The sequence below is a fragment of the Cobetia sp. LC6 genome, assembly GCF_030264805.1.
Classification (GTDB): Bacteria; Pseudomonadota; Gammaproteobacteria; order Pseudomonadales; family Halomonadaceae; genus Cobetia.
On sequence record NZ_JASSPL010000001.1, the window covers coordinates 296,923 to 322,234 of the forward strand.

Genomic DNA, 25,312 nt, shown 5'->3' on the forward strand with positions numbered 1-25,312 from the left:
TCCTGATCGTCCTGAGACGGGAAAGGCGGCGTTTGCGTGTCTGGCGATCGCGTTCGCGCTGGTGTCGCTCAGCGTATCAGCCGATATCGGTCCACACTGGGGCGTGATCTGACGGCTTTTCCATGCCGCGCAGCGCGTAGTCGATACCGGAATCCTTGATCAGCGGGGTCAGGCCGGGGCTGGTCATGATCAGGTCGATGCGCAGGCCGCGCCTGGGCTCACGCTCGAAGCCGCGTGAGCGGTAGTCGAACCAGCTGAACTGGTCGTCGACTTCCGGGTGCACGTGGCGGAAGCTGTCGGTCAGCCCCCAGGCGTAGAGGCGCTCCATCCACTCGCGCTCGATGGGCTGGAAACTGGTCTTGCCTTCGCGCAGCCAGCGCTTGCGGTTGGGCTCGCCGATGCCGATGTCGCGGTCGGTGGCCGAGATGTTGTAGTCGCCCATCACCACCACATGCTGCTCGGGCTGGTGGTCTTCTTCCAGCAGGCGGAACAGCTGTTGATAGAAGCGCGTCTTGTAGGGGAACTTCACCGGGTGCTCGATATTCTCGCCCTGGGGGAAGTAGCCGTTGTAGACGATCAGCGGCTCGCCGTTCGGGCCGTCGATCTCGACGCCGATCATGCGCTTCTGGGCATCCTCGCCGTCATCCGGCATGCCGTAGTGCACCTTCTTCGGCACCTGACGTGTCAGCATCGCGACGCCGTAGTGGCCCTTCTGGCCGTGCCACACCACGTGATAGCCCAGCGCCTCGATGTGCGCGTGGGGAAATTCACTGTCCTGCACCTTGGTTTCCTGCAGGCCAATGACTTCCGGCTGGTGCGCTTCTATCAGCGCTTCCAGCTGATGCGGGCGGGCACGGATGCCGTTGATGTTGAAGGAAATCAGGCGCATCACGCTTGGCCTCCACCATCATCCTTGGAGGAGCTGTCTTCCTTTACCGGTGTCTCAGGGTGCAGCGGCAACAGCGGCGCGGCGTTCATGCGCTCCAGCTTGGCGGCAGCCTGGGACTTGCGCTGGTCCTTCTTCTTGGCCACGTAACGCGGGCCGGAATGCACCTGGTCCGGGTTCTCGGCGCGCCACTTCTTGAAGTCCTTGCGGCGGCCGGTACGAATCTGCACCTTGTCGGCGATGGAACGGCTCTTCTTTCTACGTGTCATCTTCGGGCTTTCCTGTTCGGTGTCGGCAGTCGCCAGCCTTGAGTCGCACGGCAAGGCCGCGGCACGCGGGCAACCGCATCAGTTGACGGTCATTCTACCAGCCTGCGTGGGGCGGGTGCCATGAGGGGCGTCGTGGTGAGAAGCATCGCGTGTCGTGCACACGAGGTTGTCTCGTATCGAGTGCGTCATGATGCAGGGGCGCGAAGACGCCGGCGGGCTGGTACAATATGTCGGCGTTATCGTGGCTGGCCGCTTGAACCGGCGCCTTGTGCCTCATGCACGATGGCGGGTCGCCTGCCCCTCGGGGCGCGCTTCCCCTCACGCATGTCAGAGACAACGGCTTGCCGGATGCGCCAGTCTTGCTGCCATTGCCCGTGCCAGCGACATGCAACATGCAATATATGAGTGTTACCTGAATGACTCTGGCAGGTACGCTGCCCCGGCCCACACAGTAAGACAGACGGGCGACGGCGAACTGTCGCGTGGCGTGGCCAAGGTTGCCCGGCAACCCGATGCCTGCCCGATGAAGAAGCCCTTTCGACCGACACGCAGTATCGGCCGTCCTTGTGGCGACCCATGAGCCTGTCCGTTGCGTGAGCCCGGCGATGACATGACCGGTGCAACGTGAGCAGACCCTCATGGCAGACGTCCGCTCCAGTCCCTTGCCGAACATTCGGGCAGGGGAGTGCTGGATGCGTGAATCCGTCAAGAACAGGCGAGAGCATTCGTGCCCTTCTGCACCCGAGGCCTGCGTGGCCTCGAAGACGCACACCCAGGGGGGTTGCCGCAGAAGTGCAGGGAATGGCTCCCAATCCGGTAAAGGCGCATGCAGCCCGAGACTACCGCGCATCAGGCGCGAGTCAGGCGAACCAGGTGAGACGACTGGGCATGACGAACCAGCCGGGTGTGGCCTGTCACGGCGAGATTCCGAGAACGACCCGCGCCTGTCGCATATGAACCCTTGAAAAGAACGGATTACATGAGCGAGACGGATCAGACCCAGCCAGCCGCTGAGCAGACTCAGCAAGAGCCGCAGGACCCGAACCAGAAGCCGAGAAAGCCCAAGCGTCGTCGTCGCAAGCCGCGTCGCTCCCAGTCCAAGTGGAACCTCGATCAGTTTCCGGTCGCGCCGGTCGCCGGTCAGTGGCGCTTCCATGATTTCGATCTGCCGCTGCCGCTGATGCGTGCCATCCAGAAGGCCGGTTTTGAATACTGCACCCCGATCCAGGCCCAGACCTTCGAGAAGGCACTGCTAGGGGGTGACGTGGTCGGCCGTGCCCAGACTGGCAGCGGCAAGACCGCCGCCTTCCTGATCGCCACCCTGGCCTACTTCCTGGAAGAGAAGGCGCCGGAAGGCCAGAAGCCGGGTGCACCGCGTGCCGTCATCATCGCGCCGACCCGTGAGCTTGCGCTGCAGATAGAGAAGGACGCCAAGGCGTTCTCCGAATTCGCGCGCATCTCGGTGGCCTGCGTGGTGGGTGGCATGGACTACCAGAAGCAGCGTGAACGCCTCGAGCGCAAGGTCGACCTGCTGGTTGCAACGCCAGGCCGACTGCTCGATTTCCACACCAAGCGCGATGTCGATCTCTCCGAGACCGAGGTGCTGGTGGTCGACGAAGCGGACCGCATGCTGTCGATGGGCTTCATTCCTGACGTCAAGCGCATCATCCGCGCCACGCCACGTCCCGAAGAGCGCCAGACGCTGCTGTTCTCCGCCGAGTTGTCTTCCGATGTGCTGGGGCTGGCCGAGCAGTGGACGCATGAGGCGACTCAGGTCGCGGTCGAGCACGAAGCGACGGCTGCCATCGCGGCGGACAACGACGCCGTGCAGACCTACACCGTGAGCGATGATGACAAGCTGCGTCTGTTGATCAATCTGGTGAATCAGGGTGAGATGGAGCGCTCCGTGGTCTTCGGCAACAGTCGTGGGCTGGTGCGCAAGATCAACGCCGCGCTCAAGGAGGCCGGTATCGAATCGGCGGTGATGTCCGGCGCCGAGACCCAGACCGAGCGCCTGGAAGCCCATGAGGCCTTCCGCAACGGCAAGCTCAAGGTGCTGGTGGTCAGCGATGTCGCCGGGCGTGGCTTCGCACTCGAAGACGCGACCCATGCGATCAACTTCACGCTGCCGGAAGTGCCGGAAGACTACGTTCACCGTGCAAGCTTCAGCGAAGTGACCTTGATCAGCTTCGTCGGTGAGGAAGATGTCTTCTCACTGCCGGAGATCGAGGACTACCTGCAGGAAACGCTTCCGCGTCAGCAGCCGCCTCAGGGCCTGCTGTAACACCTGCTTGCACCTGGCCGGTCGCGAGAAGGTGGCCGGTCGCGCACGGCAGTCGAGGTAGATGGCAGTAGCACGCAAAGACGGCGGGCAGCTCAGGCTGTTCGCCGTCTTGCGCTCCATGACCCACCGGGTTGACGAGAAGCGAGCTGACGGCAAGTGATCTTCTGGCAAGCGGCCAGTCGCCAGTTGTTGTTGACCGTGACCGGCTGTCGTGGGGCAGGGGGGGGGATGGCCAGTTGAGGAGAGAGACACGCAATGCTGGAAGATAGCCTCAAGGGCGAGATTCAGGGCGCCTATCGCAAGTTGCTCGAGGGTCTTGAGCTGACGCCGCGCTATGGGCAGCGGCTGATGATCGCCGAGATCGCGCGCACCCTGGGCAACATCGAGCAGAATCCGGAAGGCTATCGCCTCGGCAACGAGCATGTCTGCGTGCTGGAGGCCGGTACCGGTACCGGCAAGACGCTGGCCTATCTGCTCTCCGCGCTGCCGGTGGCCAAGGCGCGCGGCAAGCGGCTGGTGGTCTCGACCGCGACCATCGCGCTGCAGGAACAGGTCATGCATCAAGACCTGCCGGCGCTCAAGAAGCATTCGGGGCTGAACTTCGACTATGCGCTGGCCAAGGGCCGTCGCCGTTATCTGTGCGTGCAGAAGCTGGATCAGGCGCTGGAAGGTGTCGAGGACAACCCGACCATGGCGCTGTTCGAGCGCGACATGATTGCCAGTGATGGCGGCGGCTTCGTGGAGCTGGCCGGCAAGATGGCCGAGGACTATGCCAGCGGCGAGTGGGCGGGGGACCGCGACAGCTGGCCGTTGCAGGTCGAGGACCGCGACTGGGCGCGTCTGACCACTGACCATCGTCAGTGTACCAACCGCCGCTGCAGCCACTTCTCGGCGTGTGCCTTCTTCCGTGCGCGTCGTCAGCTGGAGCAGGCCGACATCATCGTCGCCAACCATGACCTGGTGCTGGCGGACCTCTCGCTGGGCGGCGGCCTGGTATTGCCATCGCCCAGCGACTGCATCTACGTCTTCGACGAAGCACACCATCTGCCCGACAAGGCGCTGGATCATTTCCATCATCGCACGCCGATCAATCAGACGCTGCGCTGGCTGGGCAACCTCAAGAAGTCGCTCACCGAGCTGAATGCGGCGCTGGGCAGTCAGCCGACCATCGGCCGCCTGCTGGCACGCATGCCCGAGTTGCTGGCGGATATCGAACCGCGTCTGGGCGAGGTGTTCGGGCTGGGGCATCAGCTGGCGGATCTGCCCAATGGGGCCGGCGAGGACGTCACCAATCATCGCTTCGAGCGCGGTCAGGCACCGGAGGCGCTCAAGGAGCTGGGCCACAACCTGCTCAAGGGCTTCGCGGAGCTGTCGCGGGCGCTGGAGCAGATCGTCGACATCCTGCGTGAGAGCCTGGACCCGGAGAAGGCCACCGGCTTGCCCAAGGAGAATGCCGAGGACTGGCTGCCGCTGGTGGCCCTGCTGCACGGACGTGCGCTGGAAGCCCATGCGCTGTGGGAGGCCATCGGCCTGAGTGATCCTGCCGATGGGCCGCCGCATGCGCGCTGGCTGACCTTCGAGCGCTTCAATGGCGAGCCGGAGATGACCGTCTCGGCAAGCCCGGTGTCGGCCGCGGAAACGCTGGCACGCCATCTGTGGGGCGCCTGTTTCGGCGCGGTGCTGACGTCGGCGACCCTGACGGCGCTCAATCGTTTCGAGCGCCTGCAGGAGCGCGCAGGCCTGGCCAATCGCTATCGCTATCAGCGTCTGCCCAGCCCGTTCGATTATGGCAAGGCGGTACTGGCCATTCCGCGTGAGGCGGTGGAGCCGTCGCCGCCCGGCCCGCACGAGCAGGCGATCGTCAACTTCGTCAATGCGCTGGATGTACGCGAGGCGGTGCTGGTGCTGTTCAGTTCGCGCAAGCAGCTGGCGGCGGTCAACAAGGCGCTGGACGGCGAGACCCGCAAGCGGGTACTGGCGCAGAGTCGTCTGCCCAAGCACGAGCTGCTCAGTCAGCACCGCAAGGCGGTGGATGGCGGGCGCGGCAGCATCATCTTCGGGTTGGCGAGCTTCGCCGAGGGTATTGACCTGCCCGGCAAGTATCTGACCCACGTGGTGATCACGCGGCTGCCGTTCGCGGTGCCGGATGACCCGGTCGGTGCGACGCTGGCGGAGTGGATCGAGTCGCGGGGCGGCAACCCGTTCATGCGTATCGCGGTGCCGGATGTCTCCATCAAGCTGGTGCAGGCCTGCGGGCGCCTGATCCGCAAGGAAGCCGATGAAGGGCGTATCACGATTCTGGATCGACGCATCCTCACCAAGCGTTACGGTCAGCAGTTGATCGAGGCGCTGCCGCCCTTCGTGCGCGAGATCGATGGCGTGCGCCAGAATTGATGGGCCAGAACTGATGGATCAGGGCTGAACGCTCAGAGCTGATTCGTCAGCTGCCCAGGCAGTAGCCATGAAAAAGCCCCGCCAATCGGCGGGGCTTTTTCAGGACTAGACACCCAATGCTGCCGGTCTGAAGTCAGTGGCCTCAGGTTTCTGGCTCAGGCTTCTGGCTCAGGCTTCGGCAGGCTGCTGGAGGCGAGCGCGCAGTGCGTCCTTGAGCTTGGCGTCCATGGTCTTGAAGGTGTCTTCGGTGGTCGCCCAGTCGATGCAGGCATCGGTGATGGAGACGCCGTATTCCATCTTGCTGCGGTCGGCATTGATCTTCTGCGCGCCCCAGTTGATGTGCGACTCGACCATCAGGCCCATGATGGAGCGATTGCCCTCGAGGATCTGCTGGGTGACGTTCTCCAGCACCAGCGGCTGCAGGCCCGGGTCCTTGTTGGAGTTGGCGTGGGAGCAGTCGACCATCAGGTTGGCGGTGACGCCGGCCTTGGCCAGTTCCTGCTCGGCCAGCGCGACGCTGACGCTGTCGTAGTTCGGCTTGCCGTTGCCGCCACGCAGCACGACGTGGCCGTAGGCGTTGCCACGGGTGCGGATGATCGCGACCTGGCCGGCCTGGTTGATGCCCAAGAAGTTATGGCCGTGGGACACGGACTGCAGGGCATTGACGGCGACATCCAGCGAGCCATCGGTGCCGTTCTTGAAGCCGACCGGGCACGACAGGCCAGAGGCCATCTCGCGGTGGGTCTGGGATTCGGTGGTGCGGGCGCCGATGGCGGACCAGCTGATGCAGTCCTGCAGGTACTGCGGAGAGATCGGGTCGAGGGCTTCGGTGGCCAGCGGCAGGCCCATCTCGGCCAGCTCGACCAGCAGGCCGCGCGCGATGTGCAGGCCTTCCTCGATCTCGAAGGTGTCATTGAGGTGCGGGTCGTTGATCAGGCCTTTCCAGCCGACGGTGGTACGCGGCTTCTCGAAGTAGACGCGCATCACGATATAGAGGCTGTCCTTCACTTCTTCGGCCAGCACCTTCAGGCGGCGCGCGTAATCACGGGCGGCGTCCAGGTCATGGATGGAGCAGGGGCCGACCACGACCAGCAGGCGCGGGTCTTCACCGTCCAGAATGCGCTGAATGGTGCGACGGCCTTCGATGACGGTCTCTTCGGCCTTGGCGGTCAGCGGGATGTCCTGCTTGAGCGCTTCGGGGGTGATCAGCACGTCCTGGGACAGGACGTTGAGGTTGTTGACGTGTTGTTCTGACATGACAGTGTCCTGAGCGGTGTGCGGTCTGCATGGCGGCTGGCAGAGTCAGACGGGCGTCTTTGCGCCCGCCATCCGTGTTGTGCGTACTGAATGACGCCCATGGTATCTGCTGCATGCCGGCTTGTCAGCGTCCTTGGGTCAAATTTAATCAACTGTCAAGTTGACTGGCGCTGACTTGAGGCTCGTGTGAATCAAGATGAGCGTAAATCGTAAAGAAATCGTTACGCTTTGACGTGTCAGCGTCGCCAAACGCTGTCATGACGGGAGTGAACACGCAAAACCTGAGTCTTTGACGGCATGGCGTCTTGCCGTACAAATGATAAACAGGAACACTGTGCGTTGATTTTGGTCGCGTCAGCGGGCCGCCGGGCGCTTTTTCGCCCCGCGCCAGGCATCGCATCCATCACAACGAATATCAAAGGGGCCGGATAACGCATGCGCGAGTCGCAATTCCTGTCAGGTGCTGATGCCCCGGGGATTCCTGATGTGGAGTCCGCAAGCGGTGCCTCCACTCCCGCGGAGGGAGCGAGTGAATGAGCGTCAATGAAACGGACCAGCAGTTGGTCGAGCGCGCCCAGAAAGGGGATAACCGCGCCTTTGATCTGCTGGTCAGGAAATATCAGCACAAGATTCTCGGCCTGATCAGCCGTTACGTACACGATCATTCAGAAGTTCAGGATGTCGCCCAGGAAGCCTTCATCAAGGCCTATCGTGCGTTGCCCAACTTCCGGGCCGAGAGTGCCTTCTACACCTGGATGTACCGGATCGCCATCAATACGGCCAAGAATCATCTGGTCTCGCGTGGCCGTCGTCCGCCCGGCACCGATATGGATGTCGGCGATGCCGAGGTGGTTGATCAATCCGGTCGCCTGTCGGACATCGAGACGCCGGAAGCTGCCATGGCGCGTGATGAGCTGGAGAGGGTCGTATTCGAGGCCATCGAGAAGCTGCCCGAAGATCTGCGCACCGCCATCACGCTGCGCGAATTCGATGGTCTGTCCTATGAGGATATCGCCGAAGTGATGCAGTGCCCGGTGGGCACGGTACGTTCGCGTATCTTCCGGGCACGTGAAGCGGTCGACAAGGCGATTCAGGGGCTGGTCAGTCCCGCCTCGGCGGTGTCTGCCGTCGAGTGACGTCGCTGTTCTGCGTCGCCCCTGTGAGAGAAGAGCCACAAAAATCTTGTTGATTAAATCCAATCAACTCAGTGGCTTGGCGAAATCTTGCATCTAAAGTGAATGTTTTCTGAATGAATGGCGGAACAATCCGTGCAGCGCGTGTTCTTATTGTTCAGTAGTCATGTAGCTCAGCGACTGCGTACATGAGCGCTGGAAGGCGAGTGGCGAGGGGCAGGGCACGAAAGCCCCTCTTCCACGGCGCAGTAACGCTGTTTGCCGTTGGTCTGCTCGGGCCATCAGCCGCCATGGTGAATGACGCCATTTGTTGCCAGGAGAGCAGATTGAAGTCGTCGTTCAATCTGACGAGTGTGAGGGTATTTACGCATGAATCTGAAGACCACCGAATCCGTGAAGGAGTCGCTGTCCGCGCTGATGGATGCGGAGGGTGACGAGCTGGATCTGCGTCGTGTCCTCAAGGGGCTCGATGAGTCTCCTGAGGCTGCAGACACCTGGCGCCGCTATCACCTTGCGCGCAGTGCCATGCATCGTGAGCGGGAAAGCACCTTCACTCTGGATATCGCGTCGGCGGTCAGCGCTGAGGTAGAGCTGATCTCTCGCGAGGCTCCTGCGAGCGCACCGCCCGTGGCCGAGCGTCGCAGCCTGTTCTCCTTTGCCGGTTCCGCGGCCATCGCGGCAGGCGTGGCGGTGATGGTGATCACCGGCGTGCAGGTCTTCAATGGCGGTGACAATGGGGTGCCCGGCGGCGTGAACAGCGGTGCAGAGCTTGCCAGTGGTTCTTCCGCCAATCAGGGCGGTTCAGCCATCCAGGGCGGTACCGTACGTCAGGTCAGCCAGCCGTCGGTGAATGCCGAGGCGTCTCAGTGGGTACAGCCCGGCACCAACAGCGGCTTGATGCAGGTCGGCGTGACGCCCTCCAGCTCGCGCCCGATGTTCATGGCGCCGCAGAATGGCAGCTACGACTCCGGCATGTCGTCCAGCAATGTCGCCGCGGCGGATCTCGCCCAGCGTCGTCTGCTCGAGGCCTACCTGAGCCAGCATTCCTCGCGTGGCCCGGTGCCGGAGCGCAGTGAGTGGATCAGCCTGCAGGATGTTGCCCAGTAACATTTTCTGGATGACTGGCTTGCGCTGGCGTCATTGCCAAGCCAGAGGAAAGCAGCAGGGATGGACAAGAAAAGAGGGGCAGCCAATGGCTGTCCCTCTTTTCTTGTCTGTATATCCTAGTTGCGCCCACATGAGCTGGTCGCGTCCGGCCAGCGCCGTCACTCGCCGGTGTGACCACGCTCGGCCTCAGTCATGCAGATAGCGATCTGCCGTCTGGATGTAGAGCGCCTCGACCTTGGCGCGTGCCCAGGGCGTGCGGCGCAGGAACTTGAGGCTCGAGTTGATGCTCGGGTCGCTGAGGAAGCAGTTGATGGGAATCAGCTCGCCCAGGGTCTCGAAGCCGTAGTGGTCCACCAGCCAGGTTAGCAGTGCCTTGAGGGTGACGCCGTGCAGCGGGTCCAGGCGGGAAGTGGATGGGGGGGCGTCGCTCATGTGGGTTCCTGTTGATGGTATCGTGGGCGCTTGTCGGGCCTGAGGCGCGTGAAGCGCCGCCGTGAATGACGCTATTCTACGCGTATGTGTCGCCAGTGCGCGGCGAGTTTTTGCAGGAGTCAGCAAGATGATGCAGGAAGAGGGGCAGGTCACGGGGCATGGCAAGGAAGGCGTCTGGGTCGAGACCCAGCGTCGCTCCACCTGTGGTGCCTGCAATGCACGCAGTAGCTGTGGCAGCGGCCTGTTGAGCCAGTTTTCCCGTCGCAAGCCGCATCGCGTGCTGATCCATGTGCCGGCAGGCGAAGACTTGCCGATGGTGGGCGAGCGGGTGGTGATCGGCATCGATGAGTCGGCGTTTCTGCGCAGTGCGGGCCTGCTGTATGGCCTGCCGCTGGTCAGCGGCATGCTGGGGGGGATCGTGGCCGAGCAGCTGGCGGGCGCCGGCACCCTGGCGGTGCCGTTGGGCTTCGCGCTCTCGTTGGCGGCGGGCCTGATGGCCGTGCGCTGGCATGCCGCGCGCCCTGAGCGCCAGGCGCTCTATCGACCGCGCTTGATGCGTCGTCTCGGCATGGATGCGATGGCGATCAAGGCGCTGTAGTCGTCGTGCTCAAGTGATGACGTGTTCAAGTGATAGCGGTAGTCGACTCTCCCGGTAGATAGGGGAATGACTTGCGTAGTCGGCAGGTGGCGTCGTCAGCCTGCATCGGGCTGGCATCGGCACCTGTCGGATGTTGGCGACGCATGGTTGCGTCCAGCGCGGCACCAATCGCTGAACTTCAACGACGCTTCGACGTCAATGAGAAGGACGCCGCCAGCGATGTGACGCTGCCATCGTCAGTAGTTGCGTGATTGCACGCCTGATAACAAGTGATGACAGGACGTACCAGGAGCCGCACTGATGAAATCCCTTTCCCGCCTGATGGTACCTGCTCTGGCCATGGCTGCCCTGATGGGCTCCCAGCTGGTCCAGGCTCGTGAATTGCCCGACTTCACCCAGCTGGTCAAGGACTCGGCGCCCGCGGTGGTCAATATCGCGACCACCACCGAGATCCAGCGCAGCTCGGGGCCGGTGTTCCGAGGGCCCAATGGCGAAGAGATGCCCGAATTCTTCAAGCGCTTCTTCGGTGATCAGCTGCCCGGACCGGGCCGCGGGGGTATCGAGAAGCGCTCCAGTCTCGGGTCTGGCTTCATCATCTCCGATGATGGCTACATCATGACCAATGCCCATGTCATCGACGGTGCCGATGAGGTGATGGTGCGCCTCAATGACCGTCGCGAACTGAAGGCGCAGGTGGTCGGTGAGGACAAGAAGACCGATATCGCGCTGCTCAAGGTCAAGGCGGAAGACCTGCCGACCTTGCCGATGGGCGACAGCGATGCGCTGGAAGTCGGTGAATGGGTGGCCGCGATCGGCTCACCGTTCGGCTTCGACCATTCCGTCACCGCCGGCATCGTCAGCGCCATCGATCGCACCCTGCCGTCGGACGCCTATGTGCCGTTCATCCAGACGGATGTGGCGATCAACCCGGGCAACTCCGGTGGGCCGCTGTTCGATCTCGATGGCGATGTGGTGGGCATCAATTCCCAGATCTATACCCGCTCCGGCGGCTTCATGGGCGTGAGCTTCGCGATCCCGATCAATGTCGCGATGGATGTCGCCGACAAGCTCAAGACCGATGGGCGCGTGGACCGCGGCTGGCTGGGCGTCGTCATTCAGCCGGTTTCCAAGGATCTGGCCGAATCCTTCGGGCTGGACCGTGCGCGTGGTGCGCTGATCGCCGATCTTGATCCGGATGGCCCTGCCGCCGCCGCTGGCCTCAAGAGTGGTGACATCATCACCGATGTCGATGGCAAGGCGGTCGAGAGCTCGGCTTACCTGCCACGCATGGTCGGTGCCAGCTCGCCGGGCGATTCGCTCAAGCTCTCGATCCTGCGCGATGGCAAGAGTCAGACGTTGACTGCCAAGGTCGGCCATTGGCCGGGCAGTGAGCAGGCGCATGCCGGCAAGGCCAGTGATGACAAGCAGGGGCTGGGTGTTGCGGTGACAGAGCTCGACAAGGCCAGCTTGAACGAGCTCAATCTCGATCACGGGGTGCGCGTGATGGAAGTCGACCCGCAGGGCGTGGCTGCCGAGGCAGGCATCAGCGCTGGCGATGTGCTGGTCGAGCTCAACCAGCAGCCGTTGACCAGCGTGCAGGCGTTGCGCGATGTGGTCGCCAAGCTCCCGACCAACCGTCCGGTCTCGCTGCGCCTGGTGCGCAATGGTCGCCCGTTGTACATCGCACTGCGCATGCGTGCCGACAGCGACAAGTGATCCAGCCAGCGTCTGGGAATAGTGACGAGGACTGGATTGACGAGCGCGCAGGCAACAGAAGGTGACCGCCACCGGCATGTAGGCGGTCACTCCGGTAGCAGACGGGGCGTACGGGCGACTGTGCGCCCCGTCTGCTACCGGGCGGTCCTGCGTTCACCCGAGTTCAGGCGAGCTGTGATAGGACTCGGACGGGCGCAAAAGGCAACGCCTTCTATCATCGCTTGTGGTCGGACTGTACAATGCGTGCAATTCGATTTCCGTCGTCTCCCGTGTTGGCCGTGTGATTTTCACGGAGACGGGCACAAATACAGAGCAGTGATCCATGACCGAACGCGTAACGCCGCCGTCCTTGAAGCATATCCGCAACTTCTCAATCATCGCCCACATCGACCACGGCAAGTCCACGCTGGCTGACCGCATCATCCAGCTGTGCGAAGGCTTGAGCGACCGTGAGCTCAAGGAGCAGGTGCTTGACTCGATGGACATCGAGCGTGAGCGCGGCATCACCATCAAGGCGCAGTCGGTGACCCTCGACTACCACGCTGACGATGGCAACACCTATCAGCTGAACTTCATCGATACACCGGGGCACGTCGACTTCTCCTATGAAGTCTCGCGCTCGCTGTATGCCTGTGAAGGGGCGTTGCTGGTGGTCGATGCCGGCCAGGGTGTCGAAGCCCAGTCGGTGGCCAACTGCTACACCGCCATCGAGCAGGGCCTCGAGGTGCTGCCGGTCCTCAACAAGATGGATCTGCCGCAGGCGGACCCGGAGAAGGTCTCCCAGGAGATCGAGGAGATCATCGGTCTGGACGCGACGGATGCCTGTCAGGTGTCCGCCAAGTCCGGCATGGGCATGGAGGCGCTGCTCGAGCGTCTGGTGCGTGACATTCCGCCCCCCAAGGGAGATCCGGAAGCGCCGCTGCAGGCGCTGATCATCGATTCCTGGTTCGACAACTACCTCGGCGTCGTCTCGCTGGTACGTATCTTCGATGGCACCCTGAAGAAGGGTGAGAAGATCCGTCTGAAGTCCACTGGCCGTGACTGGGAGACCGGCGCGATCGGTATCTTCACGCCCAAGCGCAAGGAGACCGGCGTGCTGCGCGCCGGCGAGGTCGGCTTCATCGTCGCCGGTATCAAGGACATCTTGGGCGCGCCGGTGGGGGATACCATCGTGCACACCAAGACGGCTGACAAGGTCGAGCGCCTGCCGGGCTTCCAGAAGGTCAAGCCGCAGGTCTATGCCGGCATGTTCCCGATCAGCTCCGATGACTACGAGGACTTCCGTGACGCGCTGCAGAAGCTGGCGCTCAACGATGCCTCGCTGGACTACGAGCCGGAGAACTCCGACGCGCTGGGCTTCGGTTTCCGTGTCGGTTTCCTCGGTACCCTGCACATGGAGATCATCCAGGAACGTCTGGAGCGCGAGTACAATCTCGACCTGCTGACCACCGCGCCGACGGTGATCTATGAGGTGCTGATGGACAACGGCGATGTGCTGCCGGTGTCCAACCCTTCCAAGCTTCCGGACATGGCCAACGTCGATGAGCTGCGCGAGCCGATCTGCCGCGCTACCATCCTCGTGCCACAGGAATACGTCGGCAACGTCATCACCGAGTGCGTCAATCGTCGTGGCGTTCAGCTCGACATGCAGTTCCTGGGTAGCCAGATCCAGCTGATCTATGAACTGCCGATGGCAGAAGTGGTGATGGACTTCTTCGATCGCCTCAAGTCCATTTCCAAGGGCTATGCGTCACTGGATTACAGTTTCGAGCGCTTCGAGGCGGCCAAGCTGGTGCGTCTGGACGTGTTGATCAACGGCGATCGCGTCGATGCACTGGCGGCGATCATCCACCGTGATCACGCCCATGGTCGCGGCCGTCTGCTGGTCGAGAAGATGAAAGAGCTGATTCCGCGTCAGATGTTCGATGTGGCGATCCAGGCTGCCGTCGGTGGGCAGGTCGTGGCACGCTCCACCGTCAAGGCGCTGCGCAAGAACGTGACAGCCAAATGTTACGGCGGCGACGTTAGCCGCAAGAAGAAGCTGCTCGAGAAGCAGAAAGCGGGCAAGAAGCGCATGAAGCAGGTCGGCCGGGTGGAAATCCCCCAGGACGCCTTCCTTGCCGTGCTCAAGATGAACGACTGAGGCAGGCCGCCGTCTGGCGGCTTGCCACCAAGATCCAGGGCAGACAGGGACAACGATGGATTTCTCGCTAGTATTGGTGATTGCCGTAGCGGTAGCCGGCGTGGTGTGGTTGATAGACCTGGTTGCCCTGCGCAGTGCGCGCAAGGCGCGTGTGGCCAAGGCCGAGGCCTCCGTCGAAGGAGAACTGGACGCTGGCACGCGTGAGAAGCTGGCTCGTGACCCGTGGCCGGTGGACTATGCCAAGTCCTTCTTTCCGGTGCTGCTGCTGGTGCTGGTGGTGCGCTCCTTCGCGTTCGAGCCGTTCCAGATCCCGTCCGGCTCGATGCTGCCGACGCTCAAGATCGGCGACTTCATCCTGGTCAACAAGTATGACTATGGCCTGCGCCTGCCGGTGGTCGACACCAAGGTGCTGGAAGTCGGCGAGCCGGAGCGTGGCGATGTGATGGTGTTCCGTTTCCCGGAAGATCCGTCCACCAACTTCATCAAGCGCGTCGTCGGCCTGCCGGGCGATACTATTCGCTATGAGGGCAAGCAGCTCTACGTGAATGGTGAGGCCATCGACAAGACATTGAATGCGCGCAACTCCAGTGAACAGTCCGGTGAAGACCTGCTGGATGAGACACTGGGGAAACACGCGCATCAAATCTACAATAATCCTCAGGACCCCGGTCCGCAGATGCGTGAGGTCCGGGTGCCGGAAGGCATGTACTTCGTGATGGGTGACAATCGTGATCACTCCAACGACAGCCGCTACTGGGGCTTCGTGCCGGAAGAGAACATCGTCGGCAAGGCGGTGGCGGTGTGGATGCACTGGAAAGAAGGGTTCCCTGACTTTTCCTCGGTACGCCTGATTCATTGATCAGTGCATTGACCGGGCCGCCGAGAGGCGGCCCGGTCGTGTCTGGCAGGGCCGCATTGGTCCGCCGGCCTCATCAGTGCGGATTTTCGACATGGGACGATGCGTCGTGCCTGCCATGTCAACCTGCTGTTCATCATGTCGGACCCGCGGCCACAAGCCCGCGGGCAGCGCGGCTGACGAATATCGGATTGGGATGGTGGCAATCGGCAACTCCTCAAGCCGCGTAGGCTTCGGGCATCGCGAGACATGTCGAAGACGACAGGCATCAGCCAGCATGACTGATGCACCATTCGACAGGACGCCCGCGGGCGTCAGCGACAAAAAGAGAGTAGGGAGACCTGTGAGTAGCCCGCTGAATGCCTTTGTAAAGCGTATCGGCCACACCTTCGAGGATGCGAGCCTGCTGGAACTGGCTCTGACCCATCGAAGCTATGGTGGCCAGAACAATGAGCGTCTCGAATTCCTTGGCGATTCCATCGTCAACTTCGTGATCGCCGAAGCGCTGTTCCTGCGCTTCCCCCAGGCCCGCGAAGGCCAGCTGTCACGCCTGCGTGCGCGCCTGGTCAAGGGTCAGACCCTCGCGGAGCTGGCGCGTGAATTCAATCTCGGCGAGAACCTGCGTCTTGGCTCCGGCGAGATGAAAAGCGGCGGTCACCGTCGCGAGTCCATTCTGGCCGATGCCGTGGAAGCCGTGATCGGTGCCATCTACCTGGACGCCGGCATGCAGGTGGCGCGTGAACACGTACTGCGCTGGTACGCCACCCGTCTTGAAGCGCTGAATCTTCAGGACACCCAGAAAGACCCCAAGACGCGTCTGCAGGAATTCCTGCAATCGCGTCAGGCGGCACTGCCGCGTTATGAGGTGACCAGCGTCGAAGGCGAAGCGCATTCGCAGACCTTCAGCGTCGATTGCCACGTCGAGATGATCGACACCAAGACCACAGGCGTCGGCTCCAGCCGTCGTCATGCTGAACAGCAGGCGGCCGAGTTCGCGCTGCAACTGCTCGAACCTGCCCGCGGAGGCCGCTCATGAGCCATACCCCAGAAGACAACGTCACCCCGAGCGGCGACGCCCCTGATCACTCCACTGATAACGGCGCCGGCACGCCGGATGCGCTCGAGGGCATGCTGGCGGCCGCCGGTGTCAGCGATCAGCCGCTGCCGGACACCCGCTGTGGCTTCGTCGCCATCGTCGGTCGCCCGAATGTCGGCAAGTCGACGCTGATGAACCACATCCTGGGCCAGAAGGTCTCGATCACCTCGCGTCGCCCGCAGACCACGCGTCACCAGGTGATGGGTATCCACACCGAAGAGGGCACCCAGTGTGTCTTCGTCGACACCCCGGGAATCCACATCATGCAGCGCGATCGCAACAAGGCGATCAATCGCTTCATGAACCAGGCCGCCACCCAGGCGCTGCGTGACGTCGATGCCGTCGTCTTCATCGTCGACCGCACCCGCTGGATGGAAGAAGACCAGATCGTGCTCGAGAAGCTGGCCCACGTGAAGGCGCCGGTGATCCTGGTGGTCAACAAGATCGATTGGCTCAAGGACAAGACCACCCTCGCGCCCTGGCTGCAGAGCCTGCAGGAACGTCGCGACTTCGCGGCCATCATTCCGATGTCGGCCAAGAACGGCACCAACATCGATCTGCTGCTCGAGAACGTGATGAAGCGTCTGCCGCAGGGCGAGCACATGTTCGCGGACGACCAGATCACCAACAAGAGCTCTCGCTTCCTGGCCTCCGAGCTGGTGCGCGAGAAGGTGATGCGTCAGCTGGGCGACGAACTGCCCTACCAGATGACCGTCGAGATCGAGGAATTCAAGACCGATCAGCGCGGCACCCTGCACATCAGCGCGCTGATGATGGTCGAGCGTCAGGGCCAGAAGAAGATCCTGATCGGCGAGAACGGTGAGCGCATCAAGAACATCGGGCGTGAAGCGCGCCTCGAGATGGAGCGTGCCTTCGACGCCAAGGTCATGCTGAACCTGTGGGTCAAGGTCAAGCGTGGCTGGTCGGATGACGAGCGTGCCCTGAAGAGTCTGGGTTACACCCACGACAAGGACTGACGATGCCGCGCGAGCGGTACGGGTGGTGGCGATCCAGAAGGTTCGCGACTGCCGTGTGCCGCTCGCCGCTGATCCGATGTCCTCGCGGTCTCTGCCGCGCACCGCCTGGCCCTGTCCAGGCGGTCTCGTTTCTTGCCAGCCTCTCTGTCAGTCCTTCTGCCAGCTTTTTTTGCCAAGCCACCGTCTGACGTGAGCCTGCCTGATGACGCCGCAACCGGCCTTCCTGCTGCATCGCAAGCCTTACCGTGAAACCAGTGCCATCATCGAATTGCTGACCCTCGAACACGGACGGGTGCGCGCGGTGGCGCGCGGCGTTCAGCGTCCGGGTAGCAAGGCGCGGGCGCGCCTTCAACCGTTCACTCCTCTGCATGTCACCTGGCGTGGCGAGAGTGATCTCAAGACCCTCAACCTGATGGAGACCGGCGGCAGCGCCAGCCTGCTGGCGGGCGAGGGGCTGCTGTGCGGGTTCTACGCCAATGAGCTTTTGACCCGCACCCTGCCGGTGGAAATGCCGGTGCCGGAGCTGTTCGCGCTCTACTCGTTGACGTTGGACGAGGTGGCTCTGCCCGCCAGGCGCGCGCCCGCGCTCAGGCGACTGGAATACAGCCTGCTGGAAGCGCTGGAGCAACTGCCACAGTTTCGCGCCCTGGATGGCAGCCCCTTGATGCCGGACGTGCGCTATGACTATGTGGTCAGTGAACGACGCTTTCAGGCGCAGCCGCCAGGCGCCGCGGGCATCGAAGGGCGGGCCCTGAAGTTGCTGGCCAGCGAAGACTGGGGCCACGCAGGACTCGCCCGCGAGAGCCTGTGGCTGGCGCGGCGTGCGCTGGCGCCGCTGCTGGGGGATCGTCCGCTGCGTTCGCGCGAGTTGATGATGCAGCTGACGGCCAGGCGGCGTCAGAGTCGCGAGTCCGACTGATGCCATCAGGCGTGCCGGCACTGTCCGGCTGCGGGGTGACGCATGATAGTATTGCGCGACATGTCTTCGGCATGGCCTTCGTCGCCATGCCTGTTCTCTTGTTCATCGTTAGGAGCTGATCATGCATCCGCTGCGCATCCTGCTCGGGGTCAACATCGACCACATCGCCACACTGCGTCAGGCGCGTGGTACCCGCTATCCGGACCCGGTCCAGGCCGCGCTGGTCGCGGAAGAGGCGGGTGCCGACGGCATCACCGTGCACCTGCGTGAAGATCGTCGCCACATCCAGGAGCGCGACGTGCGCATTCTGGCCGAGGTGCTCAACACGCGCATGAACCTCGAGATGGCCGTCAGCGAAGAGATGCTGGCGCTGGCCGAGGAAGTCCAGCCGGCCAATGTGTGTCTGGTGCCGGAAAAGCGCGAAGAGCTGACCACTGAAGGCGGGCTGGATGTCGCCGGTGATCTGGCGCGCATCACCGCCGCTTGCGAGCGTCTGGCAGCGGCGGGCTGTGAAGTCTCGCTGTTCATCGACCCGGAGCCTGAGCAGATCCGTGCCGCCTTCGAGGCCGGTGCGCCGGTCATCGAGCTGCATACCGGTGCCTATGCCGATGCCATGGGCGAGACGGCGCGTGTCGAGTTCGAGCGTATCGCGGCCGCCGCGGAGCTGGCCAACGAGCTGGGGCTGGTGGTCAATGCCGGGCACGGCCTCAACTATCACAACGTCGAGGCGATCGCGGGTATCTCGGGGCTCAATGAGCTGAACATCGGTCACGCGATCATCGCGCGCGCCATGTTCGTCGGTCTGAAGGAGGCCGTCATCGAGATGAAGCGTCTGTGTATCGCAGGCCAGGAAGCGGGCCTGATGGCCGCGCTGGATGCGCACGATCATGACCATGACCACGAACACGGTGATGACCATGAGCATGTGCAGGGCTCAGGCTGCTGCGGATGATCGTCGGCATAGGCACGGACATCGCGCGTATCGAGCGCTTCGAGGCAGGCATGGCACGCCATGGCGAGCGTTTTGCACGCCGATTGCTGGGGGAAGAGGAGCTGGCGCGCTTTGCCGATCACTCTCATCCGGCGGCCTTTCTGGCCAAGCGTTTCGCGGCCAAGGAAGCCTTCGTCAAGGCGCTGGGCACCGGCCTGCGCCAGGGCATGCGCTTCACCCAGATTCAGGTGGTCAACGACGCCCTGGGCAAGCCCTCGCTCAAGCTGTCTGACGAGGCGGAAGCCCTGACCGCGCGGGCGGGTATCCGCCATCTGCACCTGTCGATCAGTGATGAGCGTGATCATGCCATCGCCTTCGTGGTCTTGGAGCGTTAGCCTCATTGCTCTCGCGCTGAATCGCCTATTCTGAATACGGCGCTCGCAACGACAACGCCACCCCTGCCTTGCGGCAGCGGGTGGCGTTGTCGTCTGTGCAGGACTGGTTTTTCAGCGCTGGTTTTTGGGCTGGGGCTCGCTTGTCTGTGGCTTGCTTGTCTGTGGATTGTTTACCGATGACGAGCCTGTGGCGGATGGCTCAGCGGGTGCATTCGAGGGCGCGGAGGAGGACGAGGGGGAGGTCTCGACAGAAGACGCTGTCGGCGTCTCAGGCGTCTCACCCGCGGGGCTAGCCGGCTCAAGCGGCGCGGCGAGCAGGGCCTTGGCTTCATCGCTGTGTGACCACTGGATCAGGCTGTCGATGGCCGCGAACAGGGCCTCGACATCCTCTTCCAGCCGCGACAGGCCGCTGACGCGGATGCGGGTCTCCAGCGCTTCCACCAGCAGTGCCAGACGCGGCACGCCACAGTAGCGGCAGGCGCCGTTGAGATAATGCATGCCATCGATCATCGCCTCGTTGTCACGCGCCTGCCAGGCGCGACGGATCCTGGCCTCGCTCTCCGGCAGACTCTCGATCAACAGCCCCAGCATCTCCAGTGCCAGGGCCTCGCGGCCACCGGCCATCTCCACGCCCAGTGCCATGTCGACCACCGGCAGGTCGGCGTCCTGTTCCAGGCTGAGCTGGTGCTTTGCGGCAGAGTGGGGCAGCGGCGCTGCCGGCGGCGAGGACTCGGCCTGGCTGGCAGCGTCTTTCACTCCCGGCGGCAAGGCAGATGTCGCCGGACTGCGAGCAGGGCTGCGCGTTTGGCTACGGGCAGGGCTATGCGATTGGCTGGACGTGCGCGCTGCCTGCGGTGGCGGGTTCAGCGAAATGCCCAGATGACGACTGAGCAGGTTGGCCAGCAGGCCCTCGTCGATGGGCTTGATCAGGTAGTCATCCATGCCTTCCGCCAGCAGCTCTCGCCGCTCGTGTGCCAATGCATGGGCGGTGAGGGCGATCACCGGCAGGTGACGGTTGCCCTCGCGCTGTTGATGACGCAGTGCCTTGGTGGCTTCCAGTCCGTTCATGCCCGGCATCTGGATATCCATCAGGACGGCATCCACGACCTGCTCCTGAGCCAGGGCCAGCGCCTCTTCGCCACTCTGGGCCGCCAGGGTGTCCAGCCCCATGTCGGTCAACAGCTCCTCGGCCAACAGTCGGTTGGAGGGGTTGTCATCGACCACCATCACGCACTTGCGAGGCTGTGCGGACGTTCCCTGACTCGCAGGCTGTGCGGTGAGCTCAGGCCCCGAGCCGGCCGGTGGCGTCTTGGCAGGCGTGGCGGTCGGCTTGGCGGCTTGCGCCGTGCTTGAGTTCTGCTCGCGTGTGGTCGGCTCGAAGGAGGTGAAGGTGTCGCTGCGCGGCGCCTGAGTCGGGTCGCGGTGAGGTGAATGCAGCAGATTGGCCAGCTTGTGGCGCATCTGCAGGCGTGTGACCGGCTTGCTGACCACCTCATCGATACCGTACTGCTGCAGGTTCTCGGCATCGGCGGGCAAAGGGGCATTCAACAGGCCCAGCACGCGACACGGCAGATGCTTGAGACGCGCGCTCCATTCATCCAGCCGCTTGAGATCACGGCTCTCCAGCGCGACTACCACCAGGTCCGGCTGCTCTTCGATGCCGACCAGCGTCAGTGACCAGCGGGTCAGCAGGTAACTCAGGGCGCGACGGGTGGCCGAGTGTGGCTCGATCAGACAGATGCGTTGATGATCGAACACGACTTCGCGCGGGCGCTCCTCGATGCTGCTGACCGCTACGGGGACGCTGAACAGGAAGGTGGAGCCGTGGCCGGGCAGGCTGTCGACCTGGATCTCGCCGCCCATCTGCTCGACCAGTCGCTTGGAGATCATCAGCCCGAGGCCTGTGCCGCCGAACTGGCGTGCCCGTGAAGGATCTCCCTGCGAGAAGGCCTGGAACAGACGATTGCGCTGGGCGCTATCCATGCCGATGCCGGTGTCTGCCACCGCGATCTTGAGGCGGGTGTTGCTGCCGGACAGGTCGTCCACCATCACGCGCACGATGACTTCGCCGCGCTCGGTGAACTTGACGGCATTGGCGACCAGATTCGTCACGACCTGCTTGATGCGCAGCGGGTCGCCCTCGAAGCGCTGCGGCACGTCGTCATAGACAAGCCCGAGCAGATGCAGATGCTTGCGATGGGCCTCCGGGGCGTGCATGGCGAGCACTTCCTCGATCAGCGGCTCGATGTCCATCTGTACCTTCTCGAGCTCAAGCTTGCCGGCTTCGATCTTGGAGAAGTCGAGAATGTCATTGATCAATGACATCAGGCTCGAGGAGGCATTCTGCATGTGGCCCAGCCAGTCGCGCTGGCGGTTGTCCAGATCACTGCGCCCCAGCAGGTTGCTGAAGCCGATGATGCCGTTGAGCGGCGTGCGGATCTCATGGCTCATGTTGGCCAGGAATTCCGACTTGATGCGGTTGGCTTCCAACGCCTTGCGGCGCGCCATGTCGAGCTCGATGTTCTTGATCTCGACGGTTTCCATTGATTCGTGCAGGTCCTGGGTGGTCTGTTCGATCTGGTCCTGCATGTCCTCGCGGGCACGCTTGAGCTGCTCGACGCTGCGATTGTAGTTCTCGGCCAGCTCGCTGAGGTCGTCATTGCCTGCCACCGGCAGCTGGCGGTGAGTCTCGCCGCGCGCCAGACAGGTCATGGCCTCGCCCAGCTCATGCAGCGGCTGCAGCATGCGGCGCGAGCCATGGAAGGCCAGCAGCAGCAGCGCCAGTCCGAAGACCAGATTGGCCAGCCCGTAGCCGACAAGCAGCTGGTAGCGATGCAGCACCAGGCGGGTGTCGGAGGCCTCCAGCACCAGCCACGACATCTGCTCGCCGCGTTGTGTCTCGCGCCACGGGTCGATGACCGGCATCACCATCACCAGCGAGTCCGGGTCCGAGGGGTAGGTCTGACTCTCGACCATCGCGCTGGTTTCCGGGCGCTGGCTGGGGCCGAGATGCAACAGGGCGCCGCCGTTGGCGGTGCGCAGCGTCAGGGCGCGCACGTCGCGCTGGTCGATCAGCATCTGGGCCTGCTCATGCAGACGCTGGTCGTCAGCGGCGAGGGCGGCGTTGGCCATGCCCGGCATGATGGCCTGCATGCTGGCCTGCAGGCGCTCCATCATGGCCAGGCGCTCACCGCTGATCTCGCGGTCCACCGCATACAGGCTGAACATCAGGCTGGTGGCGAGGGGCAGCAGCAAGAGGGCAAGCTGGAATCGGGTACGAAGCAGCATGGCAATCCATCGTCAAAGGGCGAACGAGCATCAGCGGCAAGCATACCTCGCGCTCATGAGCGAAGCGATGGCGAGCGCCCTGACAGGGCTGGGCGGGAGCGATATACTGCGCGCATCATCTACACCCCGACGCGGCCCCCCGTTCGTCCTTGGTCCCGATGCCAGCGCCTGACCGCTGTCATTCGGCTGTCCGGGCGCGGCGTCTCTGGAGTCTGCCTCTCATGTCTCATCTCAGCGAAACCCCCGGTGACGCCATCCCTGGCGCGTCCGATTATCCCAGTCTTGCAGATGTCGTCGGCAACACGCCGCTGGTGCGCCTGACGCGCATCACCGCGGGCCGCAACAATGTGCTGCTGGCCAAGCTGGAGGGTCACAACCCCGCCGGCTCGGTCAAGGATCGTCCGGCGCTTTCCATGTTCGAGGAGGCGGAAGCGCGCGGCGAGATCGCGCCCGGCGATACCCTGATCGAAGCGACCTCCGGCAATACCGGCATCGCGCTGGCCATGACGGCGGCCATCAAGGGCTACCGCATGGTGCTGGTGATGCCGGCCAGTGCCTCCAGCGAGCGCAAGCAGGCGATGGGTGCCTACGGGGCCACGCTGATCGAAGCCGATGGCATGGAGCATGCGCGGGACCTGGCCGAGGGGATGATCGCGCGTGGCGAGGGCAAGGCGCTGGATCAGTTCGCCAACCAGGACAATCCGCTGTCGCATTACCGCACCACCGGGCCGGAACTCTGGCAGCAGACCCACGGACGCATCACGCACTTCGTGTCCTCGATGGGTACCACCGGCACCATCATGGGCACCTCGCGCTATCTGAAGGAGCAGAATCCGGCCATCGAGATCGTCGGCCTGCAGCCTGCCGAAGGCGCCAACATCGCGGGTATCCGCCGCTGGCCTGCCGAATATCTGCCGCGGATCTTCGATGCCTCACGCATCGACCGCACGCTGGATATCGGTCAGCACGAAGCCGAAGTCTGCATGCGTCGTCTGGCACGGGAAGAAGGCATTCTGGCCGGTGTCTCCTCCGGTGGTGCGCTGGCAGGCGCGCTCAAGCTTGCCGAGCAGGTCGAGAATGCGGTCATCGTGTTCATCGTCTGTGACCGGGGAGACCGCTATCTCTCGACAGGCCTCTATACCCAGGACGACGACATGACTCAGCAGGGCACGCCCCACAATGAAGCCGTCGCAGGGGAGTGTTCCTGATGGCGCTGCTCGGACAGAAGCGACCGGCGCGCAAGCCGACCCGTCGCGAGAAGGAAGTGGCCAGTCGTGGCACTCGCAATGCCAGCGACGCCGACAGCCAGTGGCTGACGGTCGACCGCCTCGCCCATGACGGGCGCGGCATTGCCCATGACGAGAGCGGCAAGACCCAGTTCATCGATCAGGCCCTGCCCGGCGAGCGTGTGACGCTGGCCATCCACCGCACGCACAAGCGCTTCAATGAGGCGCATGTGCGTGCACGTGACAACGCGGCTGACAGTCGCGTGACGCCGCCCTGCGCCTATTTCGGCAGCTGTGGTGGCTGTGACCTGCAGCATATGGCGCTGGATGCCCAACGCACCCATAAGGTGCAGGTGCTGGGCGAACATGCGACACGCAATGGCGTGACGCTGCCCGAGATTCAGCCGCTGGGCAACGATGAGAGCCGTTATCGCCGCCGCGCGCGTATCGGCGTTCGCGTGACCGATGCCGGCGAATTGCAGTTCGGCTTCCGGGGGCGCGGCAGCAACCAGCTGGTCGACATCACCTCCTGCAGCGTGCTGGTACCGGAGCTGGACCGCCTGCTCGCGCCGCTGCGTGAGCTGATCGAAAGCCTCGAGGCGCCCAAGCGTCTGGGCCATCTGGAGCTGACCGCTGCCGAAGGGCAGGTTATCGTGGTGGTGCGCCAGCTCAAGGCGGTGCCGCGTGATGCCGAGCGCTGGCAGGCCTTCGCCGAGCAGCACGGCCTGGTGGTCGGTTGGCGGGTCGGGCGTGATCCGGTGGTGCTGGAGTGGCTGTCGGGTACGCCGAATGCCTTGTATTCACTGAGTGTCGGCGCAACGACGCTGCGCCTTGCCTTCTCGCCGGGCGACTTCGTACAGGTCAACGCGGCGCTCAATCAGCGTCTGATCGACACCGCCTTCGAATGGCTGGGCGATGTCAGTGGTCTCAAGGTGATGGATCTCTACGCCGGTGTCGGCAACCTGACCCTGGCGGCTGCCGCGGCCGGCGCCAGTGAGGTGACAGGCATCGAGGGCAGTCAGGGCATGGTCGATCAGCTGAGGGTCAATGCTGAAGCCAACGGACTGGCTCAGGTGAGCGCACGTCGAGCGGACCTGAGCAAGGCCCTGCCATCACTCGAGGGTATCGACCTTCTGGTACTAGACCCGCCGCGTGATGGCGCTCAGCCTCTCTGTGAGGAGCTGGCACGTGATCTGCATGCTGGGAGGGTCAGCCGAGTGCCGCAGCGTGTGCTGTACATCGCCTGTGACCCGACCACGCTGATGCGTGATGCACGGCTGTTGCAGGACGCCGGTTATCGCGTCACGCGTGCCCTGATGGCGGACATGTTCGTTCACACGGCACATCTGGAATCGATGTTGCTGCTGGAACGGGCGGAAGACTGAGGCGGTGCCCTCGGGCACTG

The 25,312-nt window shown here is 63.5% G+C and carries 20 protein-coding genes; 15 read left to right on the plus strand and 5 right to left on the minus strand.

Annotated elements, in window-relative coordinates:
* Positions 1-76 precede the first annotated feature (76 nt).
* Both xthA and QQF40_RS01330 read right to left on the minus strand, forming a co-directional pair.
* Positions 77-889 (minus strand): exodeoxyribonuclease III, encoded by an 813-nt coding sequence (xthA, locus tag QQF40_RS01325; protein WP_175088184.1) that lies wholly within the window; start codon positions 887-889, stop codon positions 77-79.
* Positions 889-1,155: a hypothetical protein gene (locus QQF40_RS01330; protein ID WP_285460190.1), complete on the minus strand. Its 267-nt coding sequence runs from the start codon at positions 1,153-1,155 to the stop codon at positions 889-891. The genes xthA and QQF40_RS01330 overlap by 1 nt, the downstream gene beginning before the upstream one ends.
* Before the next feature lie 979 nt (positions 1,156-2,134).
* On the opposite strand from QQF40_RS01330, the gene QQF40_RS01335 reads away from it, so the two are divergent.
* Together QQF40_RS01335 and dinG are read left to right on the plus strand one after the other, a co-directional pair.
* Entirely contained in the window at positions 2,135-3,439 is a 1,305-nt protein-coding gene (locus QQF40_RS01335) for a DEAD/DEAH box helicase (RefSeq protein WP_175088182.1), read from the plus strand.
* A 255-nt stretch (positions 3,440-3,694) separates the two neighbouring features.
* Positions 3,695-5,833, plus strand: a complete 2,139-nt coding sequence (dinG, locus tag QQF40_RS01340; RefSeq protein WP_285460191.1) for an ATP-dependent DNA helicase DinG — start codon at positions 3,695-3,697, stop codon at positions 5,831-5,833.
* Between the two features lie 168 nt (positions 5,834-6,001).
* Here the strand turns inward: dinG and QQF40_RS01345 are convergent, their stop codons facing one another.
* Positions 6,002-7,090 (minus strand): 3-deoxy-7-phosphoheptulonate synthase, encoded by a 1,089-nt coding sequence (locus QQF40_RS01345; RefSeq protein WP_285460192.1) that lies wholly within the window; start codon positions 7,088-7,090, stop codon positions 6,002-6,004.
* A gap of 533 nt (positions 7,091-7,623) precedes the next feature.
* On the opposite strand from QQF40_RS01345, the gene rpoE reads away from it, so the two are divergent.
* Positions 7,624-8,226: an RNA polymerase sigma factor RpoE gene (gene rpoE, locus QQF40_RS01350; RefSeq protein WP_285460193.1), complete on the plus strand. Its 603-nt coding sequence runs from the start codon at positions 7,624-7,626 to the stop codon at positions 8,224-8,226.
* 366 nt (positions 8,227-8,592) lie between these two features.
* Positions 8,593-9,330 carry a sigma-E factor negative regulatory protein gene (locus QQF40_RS01355; protein WP_175088178.1) on the plus strand — a complete coding sequence of 246 codons (738 nt, stop codon included), beginning with the start codon at positions 8,593-8,595 and terminating at the stop codon, positions 9,328-9,330.
* A 186-nt stretch (positions 9,331-9,516) separates the two neighbouring features.
* Here the strand turns inward: QQF40_RS01355 and QQF40_RS01360 are convergent, their stop codons facing one another.
* Positions 9,517-9,762 carry a VF530 family protein gene (locus QQF40_RS01360; protein ID WP_043331871.1) on the minus strand — a complete coding sequence of 82 codons (246 nt, stop codon included), beginning with the start codon at positions 9,760-9,762 and terminating at the stop codon, positions 9,517-9,519.
* Positions 9,763-9,889: 127 nt separating this feature from the next.
* Between QQF40_RS01360 and QQF40_RS01365 the strand changes: the two genes are divergently transcribed.
* The 9 genes from QQF40_RS01365 (at position 9,890) to acpS (ending at position 19,393) form a co-directional block, all read left to right on the plus strand.
* Positions 9,890-10,360, plus strand: coding sequence for a SoxR reducing system RseC family protein (locus tag QQF40_RS01365; protein ID WP_052384327.1), 471 nt, complete (start codon positions 9,890-9,892; stop codon positions 10,358-10,360).
* 300 nt (positions 10,361-10,660) lie between these two features.
* Positions 10,661-12,076 (plus strand): DegQ family serine endoprotease, encoded by a 1,416-nt coding sequence (locus QQF40_RS01370; RefSeq protein ID WP_175088177.1) that lies wholly within the window; start codon positions 10,661-10,663, stop codon positions 12,074-12,076.
* Between the two features lie 322 nt (positions 12,077-12,398).
* Complete coding sequence (gene lepA, locus QQF40_RS01375) at positions 12,399-14,219, plus strand: translation elongation factor 4 (RefSeq protein WP_175088176.1); 1,821 nt, start codon at positions 12,399-12,401, stop codon at positions 14,217-14,219.
* 55 nt (positions 14,220-14,274) lie between these two features.
* Positions 14,275-15,078, plus strand: coding sequence for a signal peptidase I (lepB, locus tag QQF40_RS01380; RefSeq protein ID WP_175088175.1), 804 nt, complete (start codon positions 14,275-14,277; stop codon positions 15,076-15,078).
* A 340-nt stretch (positions 15,079-15,418) separates the two neighbouring features.
* Positions 15,419-16,111: a ribonuclease III gene (gene rnc, locus QQF40_RS01385; RefSeq protein ID WP_043331866.1), complete on the plus strand. Its 693-nt coding sequence runs from the start codon at positions 15,419-15,421 to the stop codon at positions 16,109-16,111.
* A gap of 92 nt (positions 16,112-16,203) precedes the next feature.
* Positions 16,204-17,148: a GTPase Era gene (era, locus tag QQF40_RS01390; protein WP_052384345.1), complete on the plus strand. Its 945-nt coding sequence runs from the start codon at positions 16,204-16,206 to the stop codon at positions 17,146-17,148.
* Between the two features lie 202 nt (positions 17,149-17,350).
* The gene (gene recO, locus QQF40_RS01395; protein ID WP_285460194.1) at positions 17,351-18,067 is read left to right on the plus strand and encodes a DNA repair protein RecO; all 717 of its coding nucleotides are present in this window, start codon (positions 17,351-17,353) and stop codon (positions 18,065-18,067) included.
* A 121-nt stretch (positions 18,068-18,188) separates the two neighbouring features.
* A complete protein-coding gene (gene pdxJ, locus QQF40_RS01400) occupies positions 18,189-19,019 on the plus strand; it encodes a pyridoxine 5'-phosphate synthase (RefSeq protein WP_175088173.1) in 831 nt (276 codons plus the stop codon).
* Positions 19,016-19,393, plus strand: coding sequence for a holo-ACP synthase (gene acpS / locus QQF40_RS01405; protein ID WP_285460195.1), 378 nt, complete (start codon positions 19,016-19,018; stop codon positions 19,391-19,393). The genes pdxJ and acpS overlap by 4 nt, the downstream gene beginning before the upstream one ends.
* A gap of 111 nt (positions 19,394-19,504) precedes the next feature.
* On the opposite strand, the gene QQF40_RS01410 is transcribed toward acpS, so the two are convergent.
* Positions 19,505-22,681: a response regulator gene (locus QQF40_RS01410; protein WP_285460196.1), complete on the minus strand. Its 3,177-nt coding sequence runs from the start codon at positions 22,679-22,681 to the stop codon at positions 19,505-19,507.
* A gap of 221 nt (positions 22,682-22,902) precedes the next feature.
* On the opposite strand from QQF40_RS01410, the gene cysM reads away from it, so the two are divergent.
* Together cysM and rlmD are read left to right on the plus strand one after the other, a co-directional pair.
* A complete protein-coding gene (gene cysM / locus QQF40_RS01415) occupies positions 22,903-23,889 on the plus strand; it encodes a cysteine synthase CysM (protein WP_285460197.1) in 987 nt (328 codons plus the stop codon).
* Positions 23,889-25,292, plus strand: a complete 1,404-nt coding sequence (rlmD, locus tag QQF40_RS01420) for a 23S rRNA (uracil(1939)-C(5))-methyltransferase RlmD (protein ID WP_285460198.1) — start codon at positions 23,889-23,891, stop codon at positions 25,290-25,292. Before cysM ends, rlmD begins: the two co-directional genes overlap by 1 nt.
* Positions 25,293-25,312: the final 20 nt, after the last annotated feature.

Coding starts and splice junctions, on each gene's coding strand:
- xthA (WP_175088184.1), bottom strand. CDS start 889: ATGCGCCTGATTTCCTTCAACATCAACGGCATCCGTGCCCGCCCGCAT.
- QQF40_RS01330 (WP_285460190.1), bottom strand. CDS start 1,155: ATGACACGTAGAAAGAAGAGCCGTTCCATCGCCGACAAGGTGCAGATT.
- QQF40_RS01335 (WP_175088182.1), top strand. CDS start 2,135: ATGAGCGAGACGGATCAGACCCAGCCAGCCGCTGAGCAGACTCAGCAA.
- dinG (WP_285460191.1), top strand. CDS start 3,695: ATGCTGGAAGATAGCCTCAAGGGCGAGATTCAGGGCGCCTATCGCAAG.
- QQF40_RS01345 (WP_285460192.1), bottom strand. CDS start 7,090: ATGTCAGAACAACACGTCAACAACCTCAACGTCCTGTCCCAGGACGTG.
- rpoE (WP_285460193.1), top strand. CDS start 7,624: ATGAGCGTCAATGAAACGGACCAGCAGTTGGTCGAGCGCGCCCAGAAA.
- QQF40_RS01355 (WP_175088178.1), top strand. CDS start 8,593: ATGAATCTGAAGACCACCGAATCCGTGAAGGAGTCGCTGTCCGCGCTG.
- QQF40_RS01360 (WP_043331871.1), bottom strand. CDS start 9,762: ATGAGCGACGCCCCCCCATCCACTTCCCGCCTGGACCCGCTGCACGGC.
- QQF40_RS01365 (WP_052384327.1), top strand. CDS start 9,890: ATGATGCAGGAAGAGGGGCAGGTCACGGGGCATGGCAAGGAAGGCGTC.
- QQF40_RS01370 (WP_175088177.1), top strand. CDS start 10,661: ATGAAATCCCTTTCCCGCCTGATGGTACCTGCTCTGGCCATGGCTGCC.
- lepA (WP_175088176.1), top strand. CDS start 12,399: ATGACCGAACGCGTAACGCCGCCGTCCTTGAAGCATATCCGCAACTTC.
- lepB (WP_175088175.1), top strand. CDS start 14,275: ATGGATTTCTCGCTAGTATTGGTGATTGCCGTAGCGGTAGCCGGCGTG.
- era (WP_052384345.1), top strand. CDS start 16,204: ATGCTGGCGGCCGCCGGTGTCAGCGATCAGCCGCTGCCGGACACCCGC.
- recO (WP_285460194.1), top strand. CDS start 17,351: ATGACGCCGCAACCGGCCTTCCTGCTGCATCGCAAGCCTTACCGTGAA.
- pdxJ (WP_175088173.1), top strand. CDS start 18,189: ATGCATCCGCTGCGCATCCTGCTCGGGGTCAACATCGACCACATCGCC.
- acpS (WP_285460195.1), top strand. CDS start 19,016: ATGATCGTCGGCATAGGCACGGACATCGCGCGTATCGAGCGCTTCGAG.
- QQF40_RS01410 (WP_285460196.1), bottom strand. CDS start 22,681: ATGCTGCTTCGTACCCGATTCCAGCTTGCCCTCTTGCTGCTGCCCCTC.
- cysM (WP_285460197.1), top strand. CDS start 22,903: ATGTCTCATCTCAGCGAAACCCCCGGTGACGCCATCCCTGGCGCGTCC.
- rlmD (WP_285460198.1), top strand. CDS start 23,889: ATGGCGCTGCTCGGACAGAAGCGACCGGCGCGCAAGCCGACCCGTCGC.